We start from the raw sequence: 23,434 nt of genomic DNA on the forward strand, positions 1-23,434 counted from the left end.
AGGTGGGCTGTGGTATCCTCGAGACGACAGCTACCGGCCGGTTCGCTTAGCGTAGGCAAACACGGAAAGGGCGACGATTACCCAGACTACGGCCCCGACGCGAATCGCGAACTCTGCACGCGAACCCCAGGTCGGGAGGTCGGCGGGCAACGATAGGAGGGCGACGGCGGGTGCCCCGACGAGGATCGTGAGCACGAACGTCATCTGCATGACCCAGCCGTAGTCGAGGCCCTCGGGCGAACTCGTTTCGACGGGCTCTGGCACGGTCGATTTTCGGCCCGGAATCGTATTAAGTGCCTCGGGACCGCCTGCAGGCACCCCCAGTAGCGGCCACTCGAGAGCGGTGACGTTTACTTCCACGCGCCGAAGGGAGACGTATGGTAACCGTACGCAGCCTGCAAGAACGGGCGGGCTCGGAGCAGATCACCATGCTGACCGCCTACGACGCCCCGTCGGCCGAGATCGTCGACGCAGCCGGCGTCGACGTCGTTCTGGTCGGCGACAGCGTCGGAAACACGGCGATGGGCTACGAGACGACCCTTCCTGTGACCGTCGACGAGATGGCGAGCGCGGTCGGCTCGGTAGCGCGCGCGACCGAGGACGCGCTCGTCGTCGCAGACATGCCGTTTCTCTCGATCGGCGTCGACCGGGCGACGAGCGTCGAGAACGCGGGTCGGATGATCAAGGAGGCGGGTGCAGAGGCGGTCAAACTCGAAAGCGGGCCACACACCGTCGAGCTCACCGAACACCTCTCTCAGCTTGGTATTCCGGTCATGGCTCATCTCGGTCTGACCCCTCAGCACGTCAACCGATACGGTGGCTACCCCCGACAGGGAACCGACCGCGATGCTGCCGATAGAATTCTCGACCTCGCACGGGCCCACGACGAGGCGGGCGCGTTCTCACTCATTTTAGAGCACGTCCCCTCGAACGTGGCTCGCGAGGTCACCGACGCGATCGACTGTCCGACGATCGGAATCGGTGCCGGACCCCACTGTGACGGGCAGGTTTTGGTCTTCCACGACGCCGTCGGCCTGAGCGAGTGGACACCCTCGTTCTCGAAACAGTTCGGCGATGTCCGATCAGAGATGGAAGACGCGGTCGACGCCTACGTCGAGGCCGTCGAGAGCGGCGAGTTCCCCGCCGAGGAACATAGCCACGAGGTCGACGATCTATAGCAGCTCGGTCGCTGCGAGGCCAAAACTGATCCGCCACACCAGTCAGCAGTACGGCGCCAGGAAGCGCCGTCAGCAGTAGTAGATCCAGACGGTGTGCCCATTCGCGCATTCGACCGTGCTGTACTCCCCGAAGGCGGCCACGTACGGCCTGACCACCAGCTCCACGTCCTCGTCGGGAACCGGGACGGCTCGCTCCCGTCCACACGTTGGGCAGGTGATCTCCTGTGTTTGTACTGTTTGTGCCATCAGCTAGCGGACCACACGAGAAGAGATAAACCACACTCGTGATCTCCTGACAGGTGGTCGCCGCCGGCCCCGTGATTAGGATAGAAATGACCGTACGGCGTCGTTGAACGCCCCTGGACGCTCACACATCGGAAGGTGGGCAGCCTCCCGGACCTCGACAAGTGAGGCGCGCTCAAGCGCCGCTGCGAGGCGCTCGTGCTCGTGTGGGGGCGATAGCTGATCGTACGTCCCGTAGACGGCGAGCACGGGTACCGACACGGCGCCGAGTTCGCCCCGAGCGTCGAAGGCGTGGTAGGTCAGGAAGTCACGCTCCGTGACGGCTCGGCCGGTTTCGAACAGCTGCTCGATCGAGCGCTCTCGGAGCGCCGACTCGGGATCGTGAAAGAACCGATCCGGTTCGTGAAGGAACTCCACCGCGCGCTCGAAGTCGCGCGCGAGCCACTCGATGAGATCTTCGAGCACGCCGGGTCGGGGGCCGACCCCGGTGACGATCACGGCCTCGGGATCGAACTCGCGCTCGAGCAGGACGTGCAAGACGACGGCACCGCCCAGCGAGGCGCCGACCAGCACGTCGGCATCTGTCGCCCGCGCGACCGCGATCACGTCGTCGGCGTACGCCGACAGCGTCGTATAGCCCGGCGCTGCGTCGATATCTGCGGATGCGCCGTGGCCGCTCAGGTCGACCCCGACGACCGTGTGCGCGTCGGCGAGCGCGTCCTGCCCGGACCAGGTCGCACTCGACCCCCCACTTCCATGCACCAGACAGACCGTCGAGCCGTCGTCCGGGCCAGAAACGACCCGGTACGCCGTCTCACGCCCGTGGTGGTCGACGGTTTCCATACGTTTCCCAGGCGGACGACGAGTATAAACCCACGAGTCGGTTCCGGACCGCGGAGTCAAGTAGCCGACGCCGACGGCTCGATTCGACGGTCGCGTCCGGCCGACCCGATCGCGGGCGGTACCGTAGCCGAGAGAGGCCGATGGCGACCATCCTCCTCTCATGACCACATCGCGGTACAAACGGCTTCTATTCTCTCTGAACTGCGATCAATCCTTTATCGCTAGACCAGCCGCTGTACGGCGATTCTTCGGGGAAAGATATTTATACTAGTAGGACTAACATTGGGTTAGTTAGATGACTCAGAAGACCCCACTCAGTCGCGACGAACGGTTCGTCCGCCGATACGAGTACGGCGACGACTCGGTTCTCGCTGTCGACCTCGGTGCCGAGCGCGAAGACGTCTCGGCCGAGGTCCTCGGAACGACCGTCATCGTCGCCGACGACGACGAACAGTACGAGTTCGAACTCCCCGAGGCGGCCGACGCCGACGCGCACACGTTTATCAAAAACGGCGTGCTCACTATCGAACTGGAGGACACTGCATGAAACTCACGGTCAAACCCCTAAAACAGAAAGACGCCGGTCGCGGACTCGCCGCGATCGATCGCGTCGCGATGCGCGAACTGGATCTGGAGAACGGCGACTACATCGTGATCGACGGCGCTGGCGACGGGCAAGCGGTCGCCCGTGTCTGGCCCGGCTACCCTGAGGACGAGGGACGGGGCGTGATCCGGATCGACGGCCGCCTCCGACAGGCGGCAAACGTCGGGATCGACGACCGGATCTCCGTCGAGCCTGCGGACGTCCAGGCCGCCTCGACGGTCACCGTCGCGCTCCCACAGAACCTCCGTATCCGCGGCGACATCGGCCCGCTGGTCCGGGACAAGCTCTCCGGGCAGGCTGTTTCGGAGGGACAGACGGTACCGTTCTCGCTGTCGTTCGGTCCGATGGCGGGCTCCGGGCAAGAAGTACCGCTGATGATCGCAGACACCTCGCCGTCTGGCACCGTCGTCATCACCGACTCGACCGAGATCGAGATCTCCGAGACGCCCGCCGAACAGATCGCGGCGAGCGCTGGCGCCCCATCGGCCGACGGCGTTCCCAACGTCACCTACGAAGACATCGGCGGCCTGGACAACGAGTTAGATCAGGTCCGCGAGATGATCGAGCTGCCGATGCGCCATCCCGAGCTGTTCCAGCAACTCGGCATCGAGCCGCCAAAGGGCGTCTTACTCCACGGCCCGCCGGGGACCGGGAAGACGCTGATGGCAAAAGCGGTCGCCAACGAGATCGACGCGGACTTCCAGACGATCTCCGGACCGGAGATCATGTCGAAGTACTACGGCGAGTCCGAAGAGCAACTGCGCGAAGTCTTCGAGGAAGCCGAGGAGAACGCCCCGGCGATCGTCTTCATCGACGAACTCGACTCGATCGCGGCAAAGCGTGAGGAAGCCGGCGGCGACGTCGAGCGCCGGGTCGTCGCTCAGCTGCTCAGCCTGATGGACGGCTTGGAAGAGCGCGGTCGCGTCACCGTGATCGCCGCCACCAACCGCGTCGACGACATCGATCCCGCCTTGCGCCGCGGTGGCCGATTCGACCGCGAGATCGAGATCGGCGTCCCCGACAAGGATGGCCGCAAGGAGATCCTGCAGGTCCACACCCGCGGGATGCCCCTCTCCGAGTCCGTCGACCTCGATCGGTACGCCGAGAACACCCACGGCTTCGTCGGCGCCGACCTAGAGAGCCTCGCCCGCGAGGGAGCGATGAATGCCCTGCGCCGGATTCGCCCCGAACTCGACCTGGAGTCCGAGGAGATCGACGCGGACGTCCTCGAATCACTCGAGGTCACCGAATCCGATCTCAAAGAGGCCCTGAAGGGGATCCAGCCCTCCGCAATGCGCGAGGTATTCGTCGAGGTGCCCGACGTCACCTGGAACGACGTCGGTGGCCTGGGCGACACCAAAGAGCGCCTGCGCGAGACCATCCAGTGGCCGCTTGACTACCCGCAGGTCTTCGAGCAGATGGACATGCAGGCCGCAAAGGGCGTCCTCATGTACGGCCCGCCAGGGACCGGGAAGACGCTGCTCGCCAAAGCGGTGGCGAACGAGGCCCAGTCGAACTTCATCTCGATCAAGGGTCCCGAACTGCTGAACAAGTACGTCGGTGAGTCCGAGAAGGGAGTCCGTGAAATCTTCGAGAAGGCGCGGTCGAACGCCCCGACCGTGATCTTCTTCGACGAGATCGACTCGATCGCGGGCGAGCGCGGCCGGACGACCACCGACTCCGGCGTCGGCGAGCGCGTCGTCAGCCAGCTACTGACCGAACTCGACGGGCTCGAAGAACTCGAGGATGTCGTCGTCATCGCCACCACGAACCGACCCGACCTGATCGACGCGGCGCTGCTCCGACCCGGACGCCTCGACCGCCACGTCCACGTCCCGGTTCCCGACGAGGAGGGACGCCGGAAGATCTTCGACGTCCACACCCGCAACAAGCCCCTCGCCGACGCGGTCGACCTCGAGTGGCTCGCTGCCCAGACGGAGGGGTACGTCGGCGCCGACATCGAGGCGGTCTGTCGCGAGGCCTCGATGGCCGCCAGCCGCGAGTTCATCAACTCGGTCGACCCCGAGGAGATGGGTGACACGATCGAGAACGTCCGTATCAGCCGCGAGCACTTCGAGCACGCTCTCGATGAGGTCCAGCCGAGCGTGACTCCCGAGACCCGCGAGCGCTACGAGGAGATCGAAGCCGAGTTCCAGTCCGCCGAACCGGAGGGACAGGAACAGCTCGGTCGAACGTTCCAGTAGGCGACGCTCGTCGCAGACGGTGTGACAGCTCTTTTTGTTCTGTAATGGCGGCTCTGTTGAACATCTCTCTACCTGATAAGAGAGACGTGCCGAAGAGAGAGGATGTGTTCATCACGGACGACTTCGGTTGTTTCATCTCTGAACCCACGGATCACCCACGCGCGACACATCCACGAAACCAGACGTGCCTCGTCGTCCGCCAGCCTCCAACGGCGGAGCGCTTATCCGTTCGTGTTGCCACCACCTGAAGTAGTGACTGAGCCACAGTTGACCGACGTACTCCGAGAGACGCTTGCCCTCTTCGAAGCGGGAGGGGCACCAATGACGACAACCGAGGTAGCCAGCCAACTCGACCTCGGCCGCCGGAGTACCTACGAGCGACTCAAACGACTCGTCGATCACGACCGGCTCGAAACCAAGAAAGTCGGGGGGAACGGACGGGTCTGGTGGCAGCCAGTTACGGACGGACAAGCAATCACCACAGGACAAGAGATGGAGGCGCTAGACAGCGACCTCGGCGCAGTATACGATCGAATCTCGGACAGTTTCTACGCCCTCGACGAAGAACTCCGTTTTCGCTATCTGAACGATCACGCAGTGGACTTTCTGGGACTTGGTGCGGACGCAATTGGGTCTGACATTCGTGACCAGAAGCTCACAGAGACGTTCGAAAGCGCGCTGTATGAGGCGCTTGAGACACAAGAGGCCGTGGTCTTCGAAGACTACTATCCACCGTGGGACAAGTGGTTCCAGAACGCGATCTATCCCTCGGAATCTGGCCTGTCAGTCTACTCCCGTGATATCACCGAACGGAAACGACGTGAACGAGAGCTGTCTCGCTACGAAACGATCGTCGAAACGAGTCCGATCGGGATCACCATCGTCGGCAGCGACGGCAAGATGCAGTTCGCCAACGACCGCGCTGAGGAGATCTACGGGCGGAGCAAAGACCAGATCAACGAGCTCACCTTCGACGACTCCGACTGGAACGAAGTCAGCGTTGACGGTGAACCGATCCCTGATGACGAGAAACCCTTCCCGAAAATTATCGAGTCCGGTGAACCGGTGTTCGATTATGTTAGTGGCGTGTCCTGCCCGGATGGAGAGCGCGTCTGGATCTCCGTCAACGGAGCGCCGGTCTCCGACGACAGCGGAAAGATCGAGAGCGTCGTATTCGCCATCGAAGACATCACTGAACGACGGGACCAACAGCGCGCGCTCGAGGAGAGCGAACGTCGCTACCGGACACTCGTCAAAAACTTCCCGAACGGCGCAGTTGGGCTCTTCGACCACGACATGCAGTTTACGGCCGTCGGCGGGGAGTTGCTGGATGCAGTCGGTGTCTCTCCGGGAGATCGAATTGGAAACAGCATCTACGACAGTTACCCAGATGATCTGGTTGAGGAGATCGAACCATACTTCGAGGCCGCCCTGGAGGGTGAACCGAACTCGTTCGAACTCGAGTATTACGATCGAAACCTATCCGTCTACACCCTCCCCGTCAGAAGCGCCGACGACGAGGTCTACGCAGGGATGGTCGTCACACAAGACGTTACCGAACGACGGGAGTACCAGCGCGCTCTCGAGGAGTCGAACGAACGCTTAGAGCAGTTCGCCTACGCCGCGTCCCACGACCTTCAGGAGCCACTACGGATGGTTACGAGCTACCTCCAGCTGCTCGAGCGCCGACACGGAGATACGCTCGACGAAGATGGTGAAGAGTTCCTCGCGTTCGCCGTTGACGGCGCCACGCGGATGCGCCAGATGATCAACGGGCTACTCGAGTACTCGCGCATCGAAACGCGTGGCGATCCGTTTGAACCGGTCGATCTCAACGATGTCCTTGATGACGTTCGCAAAGATTTGCAGATGCAAATCGAGGAGCGTAACGCCGAGATCACAGCCGACGATCTCCCCGAGGTAGCTGGCGACGACAGCCAGTTACGCCAGGTCTTCCAGAATCTGTTGGGGAATGCGATCGAGTACAGCGGGGACGAGCTACCGCAGATCGACATTTCCAGCAGGCGTGATGACGACCAATGGATCATTTCAGTGGCGGACAACGGTATTGGAATTGATCAAGACGATCAGGAGCGTATCTTCGAGGTGTTCCAGCGACTCCACACACACGAAGAACATTCGGGGACGGGCATCGGCCTCGCGCTCTCCCGGCGGGTCGTCGAGCGCCACGGCGGCAAGATCTGGGTCGACTCTGAGCCCGGCGAGGGAGCAACGTTCTCGTTTACCCTGTCGGCTATCGATACCTAGACGGCCTGTGCTGACATTTCCATCTCGGTAATGTATATTCAGAGAGTGCTGTATTCGCGCTCTCTATGCAGCACGGTTGCTCAACCCTCTCTCCGATTGAGGGGTTCAACAAGGCCGTAAAATCGACTACTCGAGGGCCTCGGCCGCGTCGCGTTCGACCAGCGGTGTGGCGTTTCGCTCGGGGAGGGTGACGACGTCGTCGTTCGAGAGGGTGTACTCGCGCTCGTCGACGCCGAGGATGGAGCCGACGTCTCGCGTGATTCGGACGGTGACGCGCTCGATATCTGCGCCCGTCTCGGACGAGACGGTGTTTGCCGAGCGCTCCTGGGATTCGCCGGCCGACGTGTTTTGTGAGTCGTCCGACGATGCGTCCGAACCCGAGACGGATTCCGGTGTCGGGTCGGCCGGCGCTTCAGACCGCTCGGCCGGCGCCGGCCCCTCGCCGCCCATTACGTCGGCGGCAGTCACGCCCGTCTCCGATCCCGGAACGGCCGACTCTCCGTCAGGGCCGGTCGGCTCAGCGTCCGGAGCGTCGGACTCGCCCGCTTCCGCCGGCGGCGCAGGCGGCTCTTCCGGCGGAACCGGCGGTGCGTCGGCGTTGGCGCCCGGTTCCACAGTCCCCGCGTCCGGTGTGCTCCCGGCCGTCGCCGATTCGGCGTCCGGTTCGGGCCCGGCTTCCCTATCGTCCACCGTCGCGCCCTCTAAGACGTCGAGCACGCGGCCCTTGTTGTCTCGGATGTTTCCGACGAGCGTCTCGAAGAGTTCCTCCTCCTCGGCGGTAAGCCCCTCGGCGTCGGCAGACATGCCGGCCGCCGCGAGGCTCGCCTGCTTGACGAGCTTGCCCATCCGGCGCTCGTAGATTGCCTCGACGACGTCCTTGGCGGTCTCGATCTCGTCTGTGAGGCGGCTGACTTCCGGCGAGGCGAAGGGGTCGTCGGTGGCTGCGGCCGCGCGGTCGCGCTCGGCCTCTAAGTCGGCGATGTAGTCGCCGACTTCCTGGTAGAACGACGGGCGGAGCTGCTGGAGGCTATCCGTCCGGCGCTCTTTGCTCTGGACCGTGCGCAGCTCGTCTAAGTTCATTCTTTCTCCTTCTCGGCGCGGCCGCGAGCCATGAGGAACATGGCGACGTACTCTGGGAGTGACTGGTCACCCTCTGAGACTGTAAAGATATCGCCCCCGAGTTCGATCTCGCCGCCCTGATCGACGTCGACGGTAATCTCGTGGCCCGTGAACGTCTCGGGGACAGCGTCGACCAGCGGGTCGAACGCGTCGAGGTCTTCACGGGCGATACGCCGGGTTTCTAGGGCGCTGCCGCCGTGGAGACTCCCCGGCAGCCGGATGAGCCGGTTCGTGTCGGTCGTCACCGGCTCGTCGATCGGGGCGTTGTCGCGTTCGACCGCGAGCGCGGCGAAGCGCTCTGCGAGCTGGGCGACTGCGGTGTGGACCGTGACGTTGCCCGCCTCGAGCTCGCTGCGGTTGTTCCTGGCGGCGGCGAGCGTCGCCTGCGCTTTCCCCTCACCGATGCCGTCGAACTCGCGGAGCCGATCGATTGCCGCCTCCGCCTCGAGTTCGAGGAGGTCGTCGACGAACGCCATGAAGTGGTCGTGGGTCCGCGCGCCCCAGCCGCCGTCGATCCGGAGCGTTCGGCGCTCAGTCGGCGTCTTTCGGCCGAGTCCGGCGACCGTCTCGGTCTCGATCAGCTCCTCGAAGTCGAGGCCGATCCCGCGGACGTAGTCGACGATCTCGCGGCGGTGTTCTCGCTCTAAGTGCCGGACGCACTCGTCTCTGACGTGAACGTGGTAGCCTCTGCCCCCGGAGAAGACGACTTCGAGGTCGGTAAAGCCGAAGTCGTCTTCCAGAAAGTCGAGCAGCCGTCGCAGGGCGTCCTGGCACTTCGCGAGCATCTGGGCGTAGCTGTCCTCGCCGAGGGTGACCGAGGGGAGGTGGTCGGCGTCTAAGTCGAAGACGAGATCCGAGGAGCGCCAGTCTTTCTCGCTCATCGACCCAGCACCGGGGTCCCGATAGCGCCCCGCAGAGAAGTAGACGTGCTGGGGGCGCTTGCGGACGAGAAACTCGGAGAGGTCGCCGAGTTCGAGTAGCGAGCGGTGGCGAACCATCGTCGTCCCTGGCCCGTCCGTCCAGGGGATGAATCCCCACTCGCGCTCGTTTGCGTCCGGCGGCGGCGTGATCTCCGTGCGGCGGTAGTGATCCCGGAACCGCCCTCGGAGGTACGCTCTCGTCCGTTCTTCCATACGTCTCCGGTAGTCAGGGAGCGCGGACTATAGTCGTTTCCGAATGTACGCGATAGGAGAGACGGTGCCCCCGAGAGAGACCGGTCCTCCTGGCGACTGCCGAACCGACCGTTCGTACCCGGCGATCGCGAACACTGGTGGCTATCGACGCGGCGTGGGTTATGCCTCGCCAGGTGGTACGAGGTTCCGGCCAAATTCGTCGAACTCTTCGAAGGCGTCCGGGAATTCGCGATCGAGCGTCCGGCTCTCACGGTTGTCGGTCAGCGGGCCGAGATCGGCCGCGACCGCCTCCCAGCCCGGCTTCACTTTGACGCTCTTGGCAGGCGAGCCAGCAGCGATGTGGTGGGCTGGGACGTCGCCCAGCGTCATCCCGGACGCACCCACCATGGCGTTTTCACCGATTCGACAGCCGGCGCTGATCATCGCGCCGTAGCCCAGCCGAACGTCGTCTTCGAGGATCGTCTCGAAGGTCGTGACGTCGGTCTGGTCGACGGTGTCGTGGCCATGCGTGTGGACGTGGGCACGATCGGCGATGGAGACTCGGTCACCGATTGTGAGCTGCCCGCGGTCGTCAAGCAGGACGTCGTTGTGGACGACGGTGTTGTCGCCCATCACGATGTTGTTGCCACACTGGATCTTGATGCCGCCGAACAGCCGGAGATTGTCTCCCGCCTCGGCGAAGAGGTGGTCAGCGAGGAGCTGCCTGAACGGCAGCGCGAACGCGAGGTTGGTGGCCAACGGTGATCGATCGAAGCCGGCCCACAGGTATCGTAAGTACTTCGCCTCGCGGAGTTCCTCGAGTGGCTGTTCGGCCCAGTGTTCGGTCTCGACCAAGGCGTTGCGTGGATCGTAACTCGCCACCCGGATACGGGTCGTTGGCGACAGCTTCTCACTGCGTTGATAGCGCTCGTACGCCTGGAGATCTCCGAATAGTTCAGCCAAGAGTTCGCCGACCACGGCTGCCGTCTCCCCACTGGAGAGGCGCTCGTCGATCGATTCGATCGCCGCGTCGACGGTCGCTTCGACCGCATGCGGTGGTGAAACCTGCCGTTTGGTCATGGCACCTGCCTCCTTTCAGCCGAGTGACCTGGAGCTTCATACGTCCATTCTAGACTACTATCTGTGTATGATTGTGTATTCATATATCGATTAAGTGGTTATTTGGCATAACACTACCCCTAATACTGTTATTACCTCCTACGAGACCATTCATCGTGGGCAGTTGCGTGTTCCCGATCGATCACGGCAGACCACGGATCGGCCCTGGCGGAGCATCGATCTGGACCGCAGCGGAGCACCGATCTGATGGGGTCAACCCGGCACTCTCACAATAGCGTCCGTTCACCCGGGTGGCCGTCGCGCCAGGAACTCGAACGATCGTCCAGTGTGTGGAAATCAGACTCCCCCCTAACTAGCCGATTGGATTCGGGTTCGGGAGCGAGCGGTGCTCGCGCGGCGGGAGCAGGTAGTGGCCCCACTGGGAGACCGTGATGTACTGGAGGATGCCGTTGTTCTGGCGCCGGCCGACGGACAGTCCAATGCGGTCGTCGCCGTCGAGTCCCTCCTGAACGAACTCCTCGCCGGCCATCGCCGTCCTGAGACGGCGATACTCGCCGATATCGCGCTGGAGGGAGATGAAGTGCATGCCGGCCACGTCGTCGTCCGTCGAGTTGATGTCCCGACGTAGCAGTAACGGTTCACCGTCTTCGCGCTCTCGGGCGAGTTTCTGGGCGTGGCCAACGATTCCGTCCATCTCGGCGTGTTCGTCGATCAGATCGGCGACGTTGAGCGCACCGGTCTCGGTCTCGATGTGCTGGCCGTACGATCCGACGTCGCCCGTCGTGGCGTGGTCGGGGCTGAACATCCTCGCGATCCGACCGCTGTGCTCGTTGTCCTCGAACCAGATGTGTAAGTCGAGTTCGAGTGATTCGACGTGCTGAGTCGTTCCGCCGGCGAAGGGGCCGTCCTCGATGGTCACGCGGTCTTCGGTCGCCTGACTGGCGCGAAACCCCGACCGGAAGCCCATGAAAAACGGGGCCTCCTCGGGAACGGGCGCTCCGTCCGGGATTCCCTCGAGACCGTCCTGGTGGTCCGCCGGCAGGCCAGGGCCGACGAATCCGGTTCGCCGTTTCGTCCGTTCGAAGACCTTCTCGAGGGTCGCGTCCATCTCCTCACCGTTGAGTTCGTCGAGGGCACCGAACAGCGCCTCTTCGACGGCTAGCACGACAGTAGGGTCGTCGCTCGCGAGGTGTAACGCCGCGTCGTGGGTATCGATTCCGACGTCGTCAGTCGGTTCGATCGACGACAGCAGCGTCGGCTCGGGGAGATCGACGTGCTCGGTAAGGGGTTCGTCGAACCGGTCGAAATACGCCGGCGTGTATCCGATGGTGAACAGGATCCCGTCGGTGCTCCACGCCACAGCGCGTTCGACCGCACAGAAGGCACGCTCGAGGTCCTCGCGAGCGTCCGGGTCGTCTGGCTCGGCCACCAGCGAAAGGTCGAGCAGGACGTGATGTTCGGGTGGGAGCACGTTCCCGTCGTTGTCGGTTCCCAACACGTCGTTCCAGACGTGCTGACCGTCCGGCAACGACGTCGGATCGTCGACACCTGTCGGTGCGTTCAGATCAGACTCGTCGTCTCCAGTCGAACCGGTATCATCGGGGGTCGAATCGTCGGCTCCGTCGGACCGGCGGTCCTCACCGGCCTCGAGACAGGCTGAAAGTGCCGAAACGCCTCCCACGGCAACGGCGGATCGAGCGAACGCCCGCCGTGAGAGGGTCGTTTTGCCGGCGCAGGACTGGCTGTCGTCGTTGCCGTGCACATGGGATCGGTCGTCGTCGGGAGCCGTCATTTCAAGCGTCTCAGTACCCTAGGAGTCGAATCTGTTTGTTCGTCGCGAAGTTCGACGTACCGGAGGGGTACGGCATCTGATCGGTGGCACCCTGGATGAGCAACCAGACGATGACGCGCTCGCCCTGAATCGGATCGCCGTCGACGTACTGGGCCGGGTGGTACAGCTCCGACTGCTCCGCCTCGTCGACGCGCCGGTGTGCCGACGCCTCGCCAGGCCCAATCTCGTCTTCGTCCCGGGTGACGACGACCAGTTCCATGTCGTCGTCGAGTGGAACCTCGATCGTCTCCGGTCCGTCCGGGTTGCTAAAGCGGGCGACCATTCCACCTGCACCCTCGACGTAGAACTCCTCGTCGGGGTGACCCCACTCCTCGCCGTCGAAGAGTTCGATCTCGACGCCGTCTTCGGTCCCAGGAGTTACGTCCATCGCCTGGCAGGAGGTGTAGTGTTGGAGGACCGGTTGGACGTACTCGTCGCCGTCCATGTACGCCTCGCTGTCTTCGGTGACCATGTCGATGTACTCGGTGATGAATCCGGGTCCGGCACGCCTGAACAGCGGCATGAACACGCCGTCCTCGTAGAACTCGTAGGAAATGTCGTAGTTGTAGGGGCCGTACCGGAAACCCGCGTGGAAGTCGATGCTCTCGACTCCCTCCGCACCGGTGTGGTAGTGGCCCTTGAGCTGGAAGCCCGACGGCGTACCGTTGTCGGCGTCGAAGTCGAGTTTCCCCATGATTCCCGGCCCGCCAAAGTCACGCATGTGGATGTCCCAGAACAGCAAATCCCCGTTGAACATCGTATCGTGGTCCGGGAAGTACCAGTCGAGCGTGTTCCGGCCTTCACGGGGCGGCAGGTAGTAGCCCGTGTACGTAATCGGGCTGTTCATCGCCTCGAACACCGGCGAACCGTTGAAATCGGCCGAGACGGTAAAGCCCTGGTACTCAGCAGGATCGTACTCGATGCTCCAGCCGTCCTGTTCGAACTCCTCGTCGGGCCGTTCGATGCGATGCATCCCGTTGGGGGCGGTGTAGTAGGGGCGTTGTTCGAACTCGACATCCGGTACCACACCGAGGACGGACTCGTCGTACGGATCGACCGTCTCGGCAAGTTTCTGTGGCGGGTGTTCGACCTGATTGTCGACGATTCGAACGGTCAGCAGTTCAGCATCGTCCGCATCCGAGCCATCGATGAAGGCACTGAGAACTCTGACCTCGCCGTCGTCTTTGATGTACTGCACGGAGGTGTTGCCCTCCCCGTGAGCCAGCCCGAAGTTCCCCATTCCGCCGAAACCGCCGCCGCCGACGCCCTTCCAGGAGGGGTACCAGGTGTACTCCTCTAAGTCGCCGAACTCGTCTTCGACGTCTGGGTGCTCGTGGATCATCTTCCCGATCGCTATCTGCTCTTCGTCCTGCTCTTTCGTCCACTCGACATCCATTGGATCGGTGATCTCGAGCGCGAGAATCTCGTCCGTGTATCGATCGATCAGGCCGTACACGACCTGTCGGTCCTCCGCGGTCACGTCGAAGACGGCTTCGTCGGCGTCGTCGTAGAACCCACTCCGATCGACGCTAAAGTCGGGACATCCCTGAATGCTGATCGTCTCGATATGATTGTCCAACACTTCGTAGGCCTCGAACGAGACGATCCAGTCGCTGACGACGTCGTGAACCTCCGGATCTCGAAGGAGCGCTGTGATCGCCTCTGACTTGCGGTGGGTGTGAATGCGTTCGTACGAATGGGTGTCGAACGATCGAGCAGGGGCGTAGCCGGCCGTTTCGAGCCGAGGGGACGGCTCCATCTGCTCTGGTTCGTCGTCGTCGCCGTTGTCGTCGCCGTTGCCGTTCCCATTGCCGCCATCGTCGCCGTTTCCGCCGTCATCGCCGTTCTCGTCATCGTCACCGAGACAGCCAGCCAGCGCAGCGACACCACCCAAGGCACCCGCTAGCTGTAGATAGTCACGCCGTGGAACTCTTGACTCGTCGACAGTTGCTATTCTCTGCGAATTGTCATCTCTCTTTGACATCGGATAGGATCGGGTTTTTCTACTGTAAAGCCCTTATGTATGTTCAGTTTTATCTAGATTAGATCCAAGAACGTCTCAATACACTCTCTAGCAAACCGTGTTCGGAAAGTCCATTCATACACTGACCACATGTTTACTTTTGAGAAGTACAGCGGTAGCGGACCTACTCACGAATTGCTCGAACTGTACTTTCGCGGAAGCGTCGCCGTCGACACTGACCCAGCGCCTTATCGACGGATGAGTTCCGAGAGCCGATCGGTCAGACTACCGCTCGCACCGAGTTTGAGGTAGTAGGCGTCGCCGCCGTCCTCGTAGTAGCTGTCGATCTGGCGAGTGATTTCGAAGCCGAGGTGTTGGTAGAACTCCAGGGCCCCCTCGTTCGTGGTTCGGGCGTGGCAGGTGATCGTCTCGTGATCTTCGGCCACGCGGGCGAGCAGTTCCCGTCCAATTCCTTCGCCCTGACAGGACGGTGCCACGGCCAGAAAGAGCACGTAGCCGTCGCGTCGGACCGCCGCGAAGCCGATCAGCTCGCCGTTTTGTAACGAGCAGTGAACAGTCGACCGCCGGTAGGCGTTCGTAAAGAAGTTGCGCTGCTGCTTCAAGACACCCTCGAGGCGGTTGATCTCCTCTTTGAGCTCCCAGGCGTCGTCGACGAACTCGTCGCTTCCCGGAGAGACGACGCGACGGTCGATGTTGACGCTCACTACCACGACGTAACAGCGACGTCAATATAATTCCACCGGCAGCAGGGTGTCTACGGGTCGACGGTACGGATACCGATGGTCGACTCACCTTGCATACGACGGCACCGTCGGCGCCGAACCGACGACGCTACCACGGTGGTTCCCCAACTGGTGGTCGATGGGATTCGAACTCCGCGATCACACCGCCGACGTCGGCGTCGCCGCGACCGGCGCGGACATTGAGTCGGTCTTCGCCGCCGTCGCCGACGGACTGGTTGCCGCCTCCTGTGAGGACGTTCCGGCCGACGTGGGAGACCGCTTTTCGGTCTCCGTCACGGCCGAAAACCGCGAAGCGCTGCTGTTTGACTACCTCGACGAACTCATCTACCAGCGCGACGTTCGGGAGGTGATGCCGGTCGACAACCGGGTCAAGACGATCGAACAGGACAGTGACGAGACCCCGCCACACCACACTGACGAGACGGCCGAGCGCGAGGTCGACGCATCCCTCTCGATCGAAGCCAGCGCCCGCGCGATACCACTCGATCGCATCGACGCCCGCGAGGTCAAGGCGGTGACGTACTCCGAGATGCGACTGGAGCCCGTTGCGGACGGCTGGGAGGCCTACGTCGTCTTCGACGTCTGACTCGATCGGTAGCCGAACCAGTTCGTTTTTTCGCGCGGGCAGCGTACCGAACGATGTCATGTGCGTATTTCGCCCCGAATGGGGGTCGTCGCTCGGACGCAGACTCGTCGGTATCGTCGTCGCATCGGTCGCCCTGTTCGCTCTGTCGGGGACGGCAAACGCACACGAGGAGTACGTCGTCGACGAGGAGCGCGACGTTTCCGTCGGGGAATTCTTCGGTGATGCCCTCGCTGACCCCATGGTCGTCGCGCCCCTGGCTGTCGGCGGGTTGGCGGTGCTCGTCGTCGGCTTGGTCTACCTGCGCTACCAGCCGTTCTCGCGGGATCTTGCTGCCTTCCGGGCCGCGATGGCCGAGTACCACAGCTATGTCCCCTGGCTCCTGCGCATCTCGCTTGGCATTCCGCTGATTGGCGCCGGCTTTGCGGGCTACTTCATCAGTCCCGCTCTGGAGGTAGAGCTGCGGATTCTGCAGGTCGCACTCGGCTTTCTCCTGCTGTTCGGGCTGGCTACTCGGGTCGTCGCACTCTGTGCGCTGGCGACCTACCTCGTCGGCGTCGCAATATGGCCGATCCTCTTTCTCCAGTTCGAGTTCGTCGGCGGCCTGCTCGCGCTCGCGCTCGTCGGCAGCGGCAAGCCAAGCGCAGATCACGTCCTCCAGCGCGTCTCCGGCAGCCCCGAGACCGTCTACGGCCGGTTCGACGTCGTCTATGGGCCAGCTCGCTCGTTCCAGTCCTGGATCGAACCCTACGCACGGTATATGCCGACGGTTACCAGAGTCGGGCTCGGTCTGACCTTCATCTACCTTGGCGCGACCCAGAAGCTGCTCCAGCCCGGCCTCGCTCTCGCGGTCGTCGACCGGTATGACCTGACGGCCGTCGTCCCCGTCGCGCCCGAGCTGTGGGTCCTCGGCGCCGGACTGTCGGAGGTCACCCTCGGGATCGTACTCATCGCCGGCCTGTTCACTCGCGCGAGCGCCGCGACGGCGATCGCGATCTTCACGCTTACCCTCTTTGCCCTCCCCGACGATCCGGTTCTCGCCCACGTGGCGCTGTTCGGGATGGCGTCCGTGCTGCTGATCACCGGCGGTGGCCCTGCCGCCCTCGACAACCGGATCCAGGCGGCCGATCGGGACACCGCGTTCCGGCTGCCGACCCTCTAATGTGGCGACTGGGGCGGCTTCGAGGACCGACGGTCGGACATCGATCTCCGCCGCCTCTACGAAGGAACTTCTTTCAGCGTCGGCGTCGGATTGTTGGGTATGACCGAAACGTTCGACGCCGGCGACGTCACGCTCGAGCGAGTACGCGAGTTCGTCTGGGAGGTCCCCCAAGAAGGCGAAATGCGCGTCCCCGCCCGAGTGCTCGCGAGTCGCTCGCTCTTAGAAGAGATTGCCGAGGATAAGACCCTAGAACAGATCACGAACACGACCCACCTTCCGGGGATCACGAACTACGCGATCTGTATGCCCGACGGCCACCAAGGGTACGGCTTTCCCGTCGGCGGCGTGGGCGCGATGGACGCCGAGAACGGCTGTATCTCGCCGGGAGCGGTTGGCTATGATATCAATTGCGGCGTCCGGATGATGCGGACGAACCTGACCTACGACGACCTGAAAGGCCACGAGGAGGAACTCGTCGACTCCTTGTTTACCAACATTCCGTCAGGGCTCGGCGGCGGCGGGGTCGTCGAGGCGGGCGTCGATACTGTCGAGGAGATCCTTGCTCGTGGTGTCGACTGGGCGCTCGAGCACGGTCACGCCGTCGAGGAGGACCTGCTCCACTGCGAGGACGAGGGAATGCGGGAGGGGGCCGACCCCGACAAGGTGAGCCAGAAGGCCAAGGATCGGGGCAAGAACCAGATCGGCTCGCTTGGCTCGGGCAATCATTTCCTCGAGGTCCAGCGCGTGACGGACGTCTTCGACGACGAGGTGGGCGACGCCTACGGCCTCTCCGAGGACCAGATTGTCGTCCTCATCCACTGTGGCTCTCGCGGGCTGGGCCACCAGACCTGCAACGACTACCTTCGCCAGATCGAACAGCAACATCAGGGCCTGTTGAACCAGCTTCCCGACAAGGAGCTCGCCGCGGCGCCCGCGGGTTCGCAGCTCGCGGAGGACTACTATGGCGCGATGAACGCCGCAATCAACTTCGCGTGGGTCAACCGCCAGCTCATCATGCACCGCACCCGGAAGGTCTTCGAGCGGGTCTTCGACCGTTCGTGGGAGGAAATGGAGATGCACCTGCTGTACGACGTGGCTCACAACATCGCAAAGAAGGAAGTACATACAGTAAACGGCGAGCAGCGCGAACTCTACGTCCACCGCAAGGGTGCGACCAGGGCGTTCCCGGCAGGACACCCCGAGGTTCCAAAAGCGTATCGCGATGTCGGACAGCCCATCATCATTCCGGGAAGCATGGGTGCTGGCAGCTACGTCCTTCGCGGCGGCGAGCATTCGATGGATCTCACGTTCGGCTCGACCGCCCACGGTGCCGGCCGGCTGATGAGCCGTACACAGGCAAAAAACGAGTACTGGGGCGGTGACGTCCAACAGGAGCTCGAGGATCAACAGCAGATCTACGTCAAGGCTCAGTCGGGTGCGACCGTTGCGGAGGAGGCCCCGGGCGTCTACAAGGACGTCGACGAGGTCGTCCGCGTCTCTGACGCACTCGGCATCGGTGACAAGGTCGCGCGGACATTCCCCGTCTGCAATATCAAAGGGTGAGTGACTCAGCGGAACTACCGCCAGTCGTAGGGGAGCTCTTCGGCGTGTTCTTCGAACAGTTCGAGCATCGGTGTGATCTCTTCCCACTGCGGTCCGCGCTCGACTGTCCCCGCCTCACGGTTCCAGATCAGATATCCGCTGTCCTCGAGTTTCGGCAGGTGTGTGTGACGTAGCGCCACGGTTCGTCCATTCGCGTTCCCCAGCTTGGTTCTAAGCACTGTTACGTCGATCTCGTTGGTCTTCGAGGCGACTGTCCAGAGAATGCGCCGGCGGGATCGGTGGTCAAGTACCTTGAACGCTCGACTTGCGGCGGTCTGGTCCACCATTGTCTGGCTCTTGAAAAGACGCCCGGCCCAGGCATTTCAGTTACGGTGCATATGCACCTTCTTCTATACCTTTCTGTCTATGTTCGGTTTCCGGCTGACCGACCGAATTCACGTTCGAGAACCGCTGACAGCCCCCGATTCAGTCGCCGCGAGAACGCCTGTCGCGAAATCCCGACGAGCTCTGCGAGTTCGGTCAGATTCGTCTGACTCGGGACGTCGAAGTATCCGTCTGCCAGAGCCAACTCCAGCGCTTCGAGCTGTTTTTTCGTCGGATCGAACTGCAGGTTCGGTTCTTCCCGCGTTTCTGTGTAGAGGCGCTCAACGCTGATCTCTTTCGCGTTCGATCCGTCGACAGTATCGACAAAGCGATTGAGCGTTTCGCGCGACGGAAACCGCGCTTGAAGATGTAACCCTTCTGCAGTCCGCCTGGAATCAACGATAGTGACGTCTAGACGCCGACAGAGAGGGAAGACTAGCGGTTGATCGGGCGAAAACCGTTGTGTGTCGATCCGGTACAGCTGCCGGCCGTCGATCTCCGTGACCTTCCGAAACTCGTTGACGGTTTCGTCTACATCTAGCCCTTCTTCCCACTCTCTCACCGGACATCCGGACATCCAGATGAAGAATACGTACGCAGTTGCGCCGTTCTCATCGGAGAGATAATGGACGTCTTCAAAGGCGAACTCTGCTCTCGGAACCGTCTCGAACGTCGATTCGAAAAGAAGCAGTTCGCCAGAGAGCGTTATATCTGCAATGAGACTCACATTGGATAATGGATCTAAAGTCGTTTAGTCTTCTAGGCACACCCCTGACGTCTGGTAATTCTCTAGTCAGTTATATTGGCCCGGATTCGGCTTCGAGAAGGAGAGGTCGAACTCGGCACTTATCGCGTGTTCGTGGCGTTCGACTGACGGGCGCGAGCACGACTCGCCTACAACAACAGCGCGATAATCGCGAGCACCACGAAGATCAGCACGAAGATCCGTGCGATCTCCATCGAGACGCCGGCGACGCCGCGGGCGCCGACGGCGGCCGCGATGATCGCGAGGACGAAGAAGACGATCGCCCAGTACAGGAATCCACCGTCACCAACTTGAAACGGAACCGTCGACTCAATCATGATGGGACCCCACCACGACCCTGCTGATAAACGACGCCGACCGTCCGCGACCGTTCTCGCGACTAACCGCGGACTACAGATCAGTAAGACACCGTTCACCGCTCGCTACAGCCCGTAGTCGTCGCCAAAGAACGCCTGACACAGCTTTCGTTCCGCATTTCGCAGATGTTCGTGGAACGTCGGACGCGAGACGTCCATCGACTGGGCAACGTCCTCACCCGTCGCCGGCCGCGGCCACTCGAAGTAGCCTGCGAGATACGCTCGCTGTAGGGCGGTGAACTGCCGATCCGTCAGCTCGTCTTCGAGCTGGGCGATAAACTCCTGGCGAGTGTCCGGCTCGACCTCGCGGTGAGTGATCGAGACGACGTCACTTCCCTCGTAACGGTCCGAGATCGATTCGATGACCGAGCGAACGTTGGCCGATCGCGGCAGTTCGAGCGTCACCCGCGCCTGTCCGTCGGTCGCATCGATCGCCTTCGTTCGCACGCCTCGCTCTGCGAGCCAGGCGACGAGTCCATCCGCTTCGCTCACCTCGATCAAGCAGGCATCCTCTCGATCGACGAGTACGGATACGTCCAGTTCGTCCCGTTCGGCGCCCACCTCAACCAGCGTCGCCGCCGTGGCGCCCGTCGCAGTAAATAGCGATGCCGTCTGGGCACCGGTTCGGTGAACCGAGCGACGGTACTCGAGTCGGCAGTTGGCGGCCTCAGAGAGTGCGACCGGTGTGAGCGTCGGATCCGTCATATCGATGTCGACGGCGACAACCGCGTCGGTCGCGAGCGTCCGACTGGTCTCGCGGGCGTTGATCCCGCTGGCGACCGTCCGTGCAAGCGCCTGTAAGAGAGCGGTCTCTCGCTCATCGATCTCGCGGTCACCGCCTGTCAAGACGACTAACACGCCGTACTCGATCTCGTTGTACCGAAGCGGTACCGCGATGGTGGTCGTCTCGTCTTCGCTGCCGACAGCGACGTCGCCGGCCGCGAGCGCCTCGTCTGCGACGGGTTCGCTCGCCGGTAACGCAGGCGCCACGCCTGTGCTGGCCCGGATATCCATTGACGTCGTCCCCGGCTCACGCTCACCGATCCAGACGCCGTCGTAGGCCGGTTCGTCGGCGATTCGCTCACAAACTGCGGTCTCGAGGGTTGACCGGGAGGTCGAACCCGCAACGGCACTCGTTACGTCCTGAACGAGTCCGCCGACGCGTTCCAAGATGTACTCGAGTTGCTCGCGGCGCTGTTGGACCTCGAGTTCGGCCTCCTTGCGCGCCGTCACGTCGTTCTGGAACCCGACGTAGTTGGTGAGCGTGCCGTCGTCGTAGACGGGCGCGATCGTCACCTCGTTCCAGAACTCGGTGCCGTCTTTCCGGTAGTTTTTGATCTCAACGGTGATTGGTTCCTCCGCTTCAATCGCCTCTCGCATCTGCGTTACCGTCTCCGGATCCGTGTCTTCCCCTTGGAGGTATCGGCAGTTGCGTCCGATCGCCTCCTCGAAGCTGTAGCCGGTCACCGCTTGGTAGGCCTGGTTGACGTAGACGAGCGGATTGTCCTCCTTCGACGGATCCGAAATCACGACACCAACTGGCGTCTCGTCGACCACACGAGCCTTCGTTTTCACGTCTACTGCGTTCGAGGAGCGATCAGATGCACGCTCGTAGACGATCGTCGTCTCGCCGACCCCGCGGTAGATGCGCGCGTCGTACTGCTCCGTGGCACGGTCGACGGTGCGGATGGTTTCGGCGTCCATCTCGTCGATCGCTGCCCCGATTTGCTCCCAGCTAGGTAACGATCGTGGATCGGTTCCCTCGGATGCGTTCAGTTTCTCTCGCGCTGCTCGGTTTCCATACGTGACCGTCTTCCCGTCTACCCGGACGACCGGGTCCGTAATCGCCTCGAGCGTCATCGCTGCCTGCTCCGGCGAGCCCCACTCACCGTGCTCGCCATCGGCCGTGTCCATACGATGCATACGTGGACCAGCCTTTCAAACCGTCGCCTCCGCTACCCGTTCCCCCGATACTTATACTGACTCCGCGCCTATGATTGAGTATGTCTCACACGACTTACCGATCACCGTTCGACCGGCTTCGGCGAGCGCTTGACGACGCCGACTTTCGCTGTCTGGAGTGTGGTTTCGTCGATCAGGACGGGGGGTGGCGTGCGGTCACGACCGGGTCGGCCGTCACCTACCGCCGGAGCTGCCCCGGTTGCGGTGCGGTCGCCACGCGAGAGCTTCGCCTGCGGTGATAGCCTCGCCCGCTTTTTAAGGTAGGGTGCTCTCGCTGCCTACAGATAGCGGACGCCCGAGTGACACACACACGTTCGACGCCGAGCAACGAAGACGCTTTAGGCGCCGAGGCGCTTCTCTCGACAATGAGTACCCCCACGCCCGACGTTTACGAGCAGGGCAAGGGCATGGACGCCCACAACAAGGTGATGCGCGAGATCCGCTCGCGCAAAGAGGCCAGTTACGATCCCCACGAGCCCACTCGCGTCTGGCTCGACGAGGACAACACCCCCAACGGAGTCAAACAGAGCCTGACCATTATCCTCAATACGGGCGGCTGTCGCTGGGCCCGCGCCGGTGGCTGTACGATGTGTGGCTATGTCGCCGAGAGCGTCGACGGCGGCTCGGTCTCGCACGAAGCCCTGATGGACCAGATTCAGGTCTGTCTCGATCACGAGGACGAAAACGCGGACGAGCCAGCCGACCTGATCAAAATCTACACCTCCGGCTCCTTCTTGGACGAGCGCGAGGTGGGCGCCGAGACGCGGCGCACGATCGCCGAGACGTTCGCCGACCGCGATCGGATGGTCGTCGAATCACTGCCTGATTTCGTCGACCGGGAGAAGATCGCCGACTTCACCCAGTACGGCGTCGACACCGACGTCGCGATCGGTCTCGAGACGGCCACCGACCGCGTCCGCCACGACTGCGTGAACAAGTACTTCGACTTCGCGGACTTCGAAGACGCCTGCGCCGAAGCCGCCACGGCGGATGCGGAGGCGGGCGACGAGGCAGACGCCGGCATCAAGGCCTACCTGCTCATGAAGCCGCCCTTCCTCACGGAATCGGAGGCCGTCGACGACATGATCTCCTCGATCGAGCGCTGTGCCGACGTCGCCGGCTGTCACACCGTCTCGATGAACCCCTGTAACGTCCAGCGGTACACGATGGTCGACGATCTCTACTTCCGTAACGGCTACCGGCCGCCGTGGCTCTGGTCGGTCGCCCACGTCCTAGAAGAGACCGCAGACGTCGACGCAATCGTCGTCTCCGACCCTGTCGGTCACGGCTCCGATCGTGGTCCACACAACTGTACGGAGTGTGACGACCTCGTCCAGAAGGCGATCAAGGACTTCGGCCTCCGGCAGGACCCAACCGTCTTCGAGCAGGTCTCCTGTGAGTGCGAGTTGACCTGGGAGACGGTGTTAGAGCGAGAGACGAGCTTCAACCAGCCCCTGACCCGGTAACCCA

22 protein-coding genes are annotated in these 23,434 nt (G+C 62.7%); 9 read left to right on the plus strand and 13 right to left on the minus strand.

What is annotated here, in order from left to right; translation table 11 throughout:
• Window positions 1-30 precede the first annotated feature (30 nt).
• On the minus strand, window positions 31-264 hold the full coding sequence (locus OB905_00225) for a DUF5822 domain-containing protein (protein MCU4924411.1): 234 nt from the start codon (window positions 262-264) through the stop codon (window positions 31-33).
• 113 nt (window positions 265-377) lie between these two features.
• Between OB905_00225 and panB the strand changes: the two genes are divergently transcribed.
• Window positions 378-1,178 (plus strand): 3-methyl-2-oxobutanoate hydroxymethyltransferase, encoded by an 801-nt coding sequence (gene panB / locus OB905_00230; GenBank protein ID MCU4924412.1) that lies wholly within the window; start codon window positions 378-380, stop codon window positions 1,176-1,178.
• Between the two features lie 69 nt (window positions 1,179-1,247).
• Here the strand turns inward: panB and OB905_00235 are convergent, their stop codons facing one another.
• The gene (locus OB905_00235; protein ID MCU4924413.1) at window positions 1,248-1,424 is read right to left on the minus strand and encodes a hypothetical protein; all 177 of its coding nucleotides are present in this window, start codon (window positions 1,422-1,424) and stop codon (window positions 1,248-1,250) included.
• Window positions 1,425-1,499: 75 nt separating this feature from the next.
• Window positions 1,500-2,264 (minus strand): alpha/beta hydrolase, encoded by a 765-nt coding sequence (locus OB905_00240; protein ID MCU4924414.1) that lies wholly within the window; start codon window positions 2,262-2,264, stop codon window positions 1,500-1,502.
• 295 nt (window positions 2,265-2,559) lie between these two features.
• Here OB905_00240 and OB905_00245 point away from each other — a divergent pair, with 295 nt between their 5' ends.
• The 3 genes from OB905_00245 (at window position 2,560) to OB905_00255 (ending at window position 7,340) form a co-directional block, all read left to right on the plus strand.
• Window positions 2,560-2,811 (plus strand): Hsp20/alpha crystallin family protein, encoded by a 252-nt coding sequence (locus OB905_00245; protein ID MCU4924415.1) that lies wholly within the window; start codon window positions 2,560-2,562, stop codon window positions 2,809-2,811.
• Window positions 2,808-5,072: a CDC48 family AAA ATPase gene (locus OB905_00250; protein ID MCU4924416.1), complete on the plus strand. Its 2,265-nt coding sequence runs from the start codon at window positions 2,808-2,810 to the stop codon at window positions 5,070-5,072. The genes OB905_00245 and OB905_00250 overlap by 4 nt, the downstream gene beginning before the upstream one ends.
• Window positions 5,073-5,393: 321 nt before the next feature.
• On the plus strand, window positions 5,394-7,340 hold the full coding sequence (locus tag OB905_00255) for a PAS domain-containing protein (GenBank protein MCU4924417.1): 1,947 nt from the start codon (window positions 5,394-5,396) through the stop codon (window positions 7,338-7,340).
• 126 nt (window positions 7,341-7,466) lie between these two features.
• Here the strand turns inward: OB905_00255 and OB905_00260 are convergent, their stop codons facing one another.
• The 6 genes from OB905_00260 to OB905_00285 all read right to left on the minus strand — a co-directional run bounded on the left by OB905_00260 (window position 7,467) and on the right by OB905_00285 (window position 15,170).
• Complete coding sequence (locus tag OB905_00260; GenBank protein ID MCU4924418.1) at window positions 7,467-8,420, minus strand: hypothetical protein; 954 nt, start codon at window positions 8,418-8,420, stop codon at window positions 7,467-7,469.
• A complete protein-coding gene (gene priS / locus OB905_00265) occupies window positions 8,417-9,592 on the minus strand; it encodes a DNA primase small subunit PriS (protein MCU4924419.1) in 1,176 nt (391 codons plus the stop codon). Before priS ends, OB905_00260 begins: the two co-directional genes overlap by 4 nt.
• 159 nt (window positions 9,593-9,751) lie before the next feature.
• The gene (locus OB905_00270; protein ID MCU4924420.1) at window positions 9,752-10,651 is read right to left on the minus strand and encodes an acyltransferase; all 900 of its coding nucleotides are present in this window, start codon (window positions 10,649-10,651) and stop codon (window positions 9,752-9,754) included.
• A gap of 352 nt (window positions 10,652-11,003) precedes the next feature.
• Window positions 11,004-12,443, minus strand: a complete 1,440-nt coding sequence (locus OB905_00275; GenBank protein ID MCU4924421.1) for a Tat pathway signal protein — start codon at window positions 12,441-12,443, stop codon at window positions 11,004-11,006.
• Window positions 12,444-12,453: 10 nt separating this feature from the next.
• A complete protein-coding gene (locus OB905_00280) occupies window positions 12,454-14,376 on the minus strand; it encodes a hypothetical protein (protein ID MCU4924422.1) in 1,923 nt (640 codons plus the stop codon).
• 317 nt (window positions 14,377-14,693) lie between these two features.
• Window positions 14,694-15,170, minus strand: coding sequence for a GNAT family N-acetyltransferase (locus OB905_00285; protein MCU4924423.1), 477 nt, complete (start codon window positions 15,168-15,170; stop codon window positions 14,694-14,696).
• A gap of 157 nt (window positions 15,171-15,327) precedes the next feature.
• Here OB905_00285 and OB905_00290 point away from each other — a divergent pair, with 157 nt between their 5' ends.
• The 3 genes from OB905_00290 to OB905_00300 all read left to right on the plus strand — a co-directional run bounded on the left by OB905_00290 (window position 15,328) and on the right by OB905_00300 (window position 18,517).
• On the plus strand, window positions 15,328-15,795 hold the full coding sequence (locus OB905_00290) for an archease (protein MCU4924424.1): 468 nt from the start codon (window positions 15,328-15,330) through the stop codon (window positions 15,793-15,795).
• A 58-nt stretch (window positions 15,796-15,853) separates the two neighbouring features.
• Entirely contained in the window at window positions 15,854-16,954 is a 1,101-nt protein-coding gene (locus OB905_00295; GenBank protein ID MCU4924425.1) for a DoxX family protein, read from the plus strand.
• Between the two features lie 99 nt (window positions 16,955-17,053).
• Window positions 17,054-18,517 carry an RtcB family protein gene (locus OB905_00300; GenBank protein ID MCU4924426.1) on the plus strand — a complete coding sequence of 488 codons (1,464 nt, stop codon included), beginning with the start codon at window positions 17,054-17,056 and terminating at the stop codon, window positions 18,515-18,517.
• Between the two features lie 14 nt (window positions 18,518-18,531).
• Here the strand turns inward: OB905_00300 and OB905_00305 are convergent, their stop codons facing one another.
• From OB905_00305 to OB905_00320, 4 genes are all read right to left on the minus strand, one after another.
• Window positions 18,532-18,843, minus strand: coding sequence for an ArsR family transcriptional regulator (locus OB905_00305; protein MCU4924427.1), 312 nt, complete (start codon window positions 18,841-18,843; stop codon window positions 18,532-18,534).
• 77 nt (window positions 18,844-18,920) lie between these two features.
• Window positions 18,921-19,607: a helix-turn-helix domain-containing protein gene (locus OB905_00310; GenBank protein ID MCU4924428.1), complete on the minus strand. Its 687-nt coding sequence runs from the start codon at window positions 19,605-19,607 to the stop codon at window positions 18,921-18,923.
• A gap of 167 nt (window positions 19,608-19,774) precedes the next feature.
• Window positions 19,775-19,963, minus strand: coding sequence for a DUF1328 domain-containing protein (locus OB905_00315; protein ID MCU4924429.1), 189 nt, complete (start codon window positions 19,961-19,963; stop codon window positions 19,775-19,777).
• Window positions 19,964-20,068: 105 nt separating this feature from the next.
• Window positions 20,069-21,916 carry a PAS domain-containing protein gene (locus OB905_00320; GenBank protein ID MCU4924430.1) on the minus strand — a complete coding sequence of 616 codons (1,848 nt, stop codon included), beginning with the start codon at window positions 21,914-21,916 and terminating at the stop codon, window positions 20,069-20,071.
• Between the two features lie 89 nt (window positions 21,917-22,005).
• Here OB905_00320 and OB905_00325 point away from each other — a divergent pair, with 89 nt between their 5' ends.
• The gene (locus OB905_00325) at window positions 22,006-22,203 is read left to right on the plus strand and encodes a hypothetical protein (GenBank protein MCU4924431.1); all 198 of its coding nucleotides are present in this window, start codon (window positions 22,006-22,008) and stop codon (window positions 22,201-22,203) included.
• A gap of 126 nt (window positions 22,204-22,329) precedes the next feature.
• Window positions 22,330-23,430, plus strand: coding sequence for an archaeosine biosynthesis radical SAM protein RaSEA (locus OB905_00330; protein MCU4924432.1), 1,101 nt, complete (start codon window positions 22,330-22,332; stop codon window positions 23,428-23,430).
• The last annotated feature ends 4 nt before the right edge of the window (window positions 23,431-23,434 follow it).

Source organism: Halobacteria archaeon AArc-dxtr1 (assembly GCA_025517425.1).
Classification (GTDB): Archaea; Halobacteriota; Halobacteria; order Halobacteriales; family Natrialbaceae; genus Halostagnicola.

Excerpts from the sequence above, each read along its gene's own strand:
- OB905_00235 (MCU4924413.1), bottom strand. The coding sequence starts at position 1,424 with ATGGCACAAACAGTACAAACACAGGAGATCACCTGCCCAACGTGTGGA.
- OB905_00250 (MCU4924416.1), top strand. The coding sequence starts at position 2,808 with ATGAAACTCACGGTCAAACCCCTAAAACAGAAAGACGCCGGTCGCGGA.
- OB905_00290 (MCU4924424.1), top strand. The coding sequence starts at position 15,328 with ATGGGATTCGAACTCCGCGATCACACCGCCGACGTCGGCGTCGCCGCG.
- OB905_00330 (MCU4924432.1), top strand. The coding sequence starts at position 22,330 with ATGAGTACCCCCACGCCCGACGTTTACGAGCAGGGCAAGGGCATGGAC.
- OB905_00305 (MCU4924427.1), bottom strand. The coding sequence starts at position 18,843 with ATGGTGGACCAGACCGCCGCAAGTCGAGCGTTCAAGGTACTTGACCAC.
- OB905_00270 (MCU4924420.1), bottom strand. The coding sequence starts at position 10,651 with ATGACCAAACGGCAGGTTTCACCACCGCATGCGGTCGAAGCGACCGTC.
- OB905_00255 (MCU4924417.1), top strand. The coding sequence starts at position 5,394 with ATGACGACAACCGAGGTAGCCAGCCAACTCGACCTCGGCCGCCGGAGT.
- OB905_00240 (MCU4924414.1), bottom strand. The coding sequence starts at position 2,264 with ATGGAAACCGTCGACCACCACGGGCGTGAGACGGCGTACCGGGTCGTT.
- OB905_00295 (MCU4924425.1), top strand. The coding sequence starts at position 15,854 with ATGTGCGTATTTCGCCCCGAATGGGGGTCGTCGCTCGGACGCAGACTC.
- OB905_00275 (MCU4924421.1), bottom strand. The coding sequence starts at position 12,443 with ATGACGGCTCCCGACGACGACCGATCCCATGTGCACGGCAACGACGAC.
- panB (MCU4924412.1), top strand. The coding sequence starts at position 378 with ATGGTAACCGTACGCAGCCTGCAAGAACGGGCGGGCTCGGAGCAGATC.
- OB905_00315 (MCU4924429.1), bottom strand. The coding sequence starts at position 19,963 with ATGATTGAGTCGACGGTTCCGTTTCAAGTTGGTGACGGTGGATTCCTG.
- OB905_00300 (MCU4924426.1), top strand. The coding sequence starts at position 17,054 with ATGACCGAAACGTTCGACGCCGGCGACGTCACGCTCGAGCGAGTACGC.
- priS (MCU4924419.1), bottom strand. The coding sequence starts at position 9,592 with ATGGAAGAACGGACGAGAGCGTACCTCCGAGGGCGGTTCCGGGATCAC.
- OB905_00320 (MCU4924430.1), bottom strand. The coding sequence starts at position 21,916 with ATGGACACGGCCGATGGCGAGCACGGTGAGTGGGGCTCGCCGGAGCAG.
- OB905_00325 (MCU4924431.1), top strand. The coding sequence starts at position 22,006 with ATGTCTCACACGACTTACCGATCACCGTTCGACCGGCTTCGGCGAGCG.
- OB905_00245 (MCU4924415.1), top strand. The coding sequence starts at position 2,560 with ATGACTCAGAAGACCCCACTCAGTCGCGACGAACGGTTCGTCCGCCGA.
- OB905_00260 (MCU4924418.1), bottom strand. The coding sequence starts at position 8,420 with ATGAACTTAGACGAGCTGCGCACGGTCCAGAGCAAAGAGCGCCGGACG.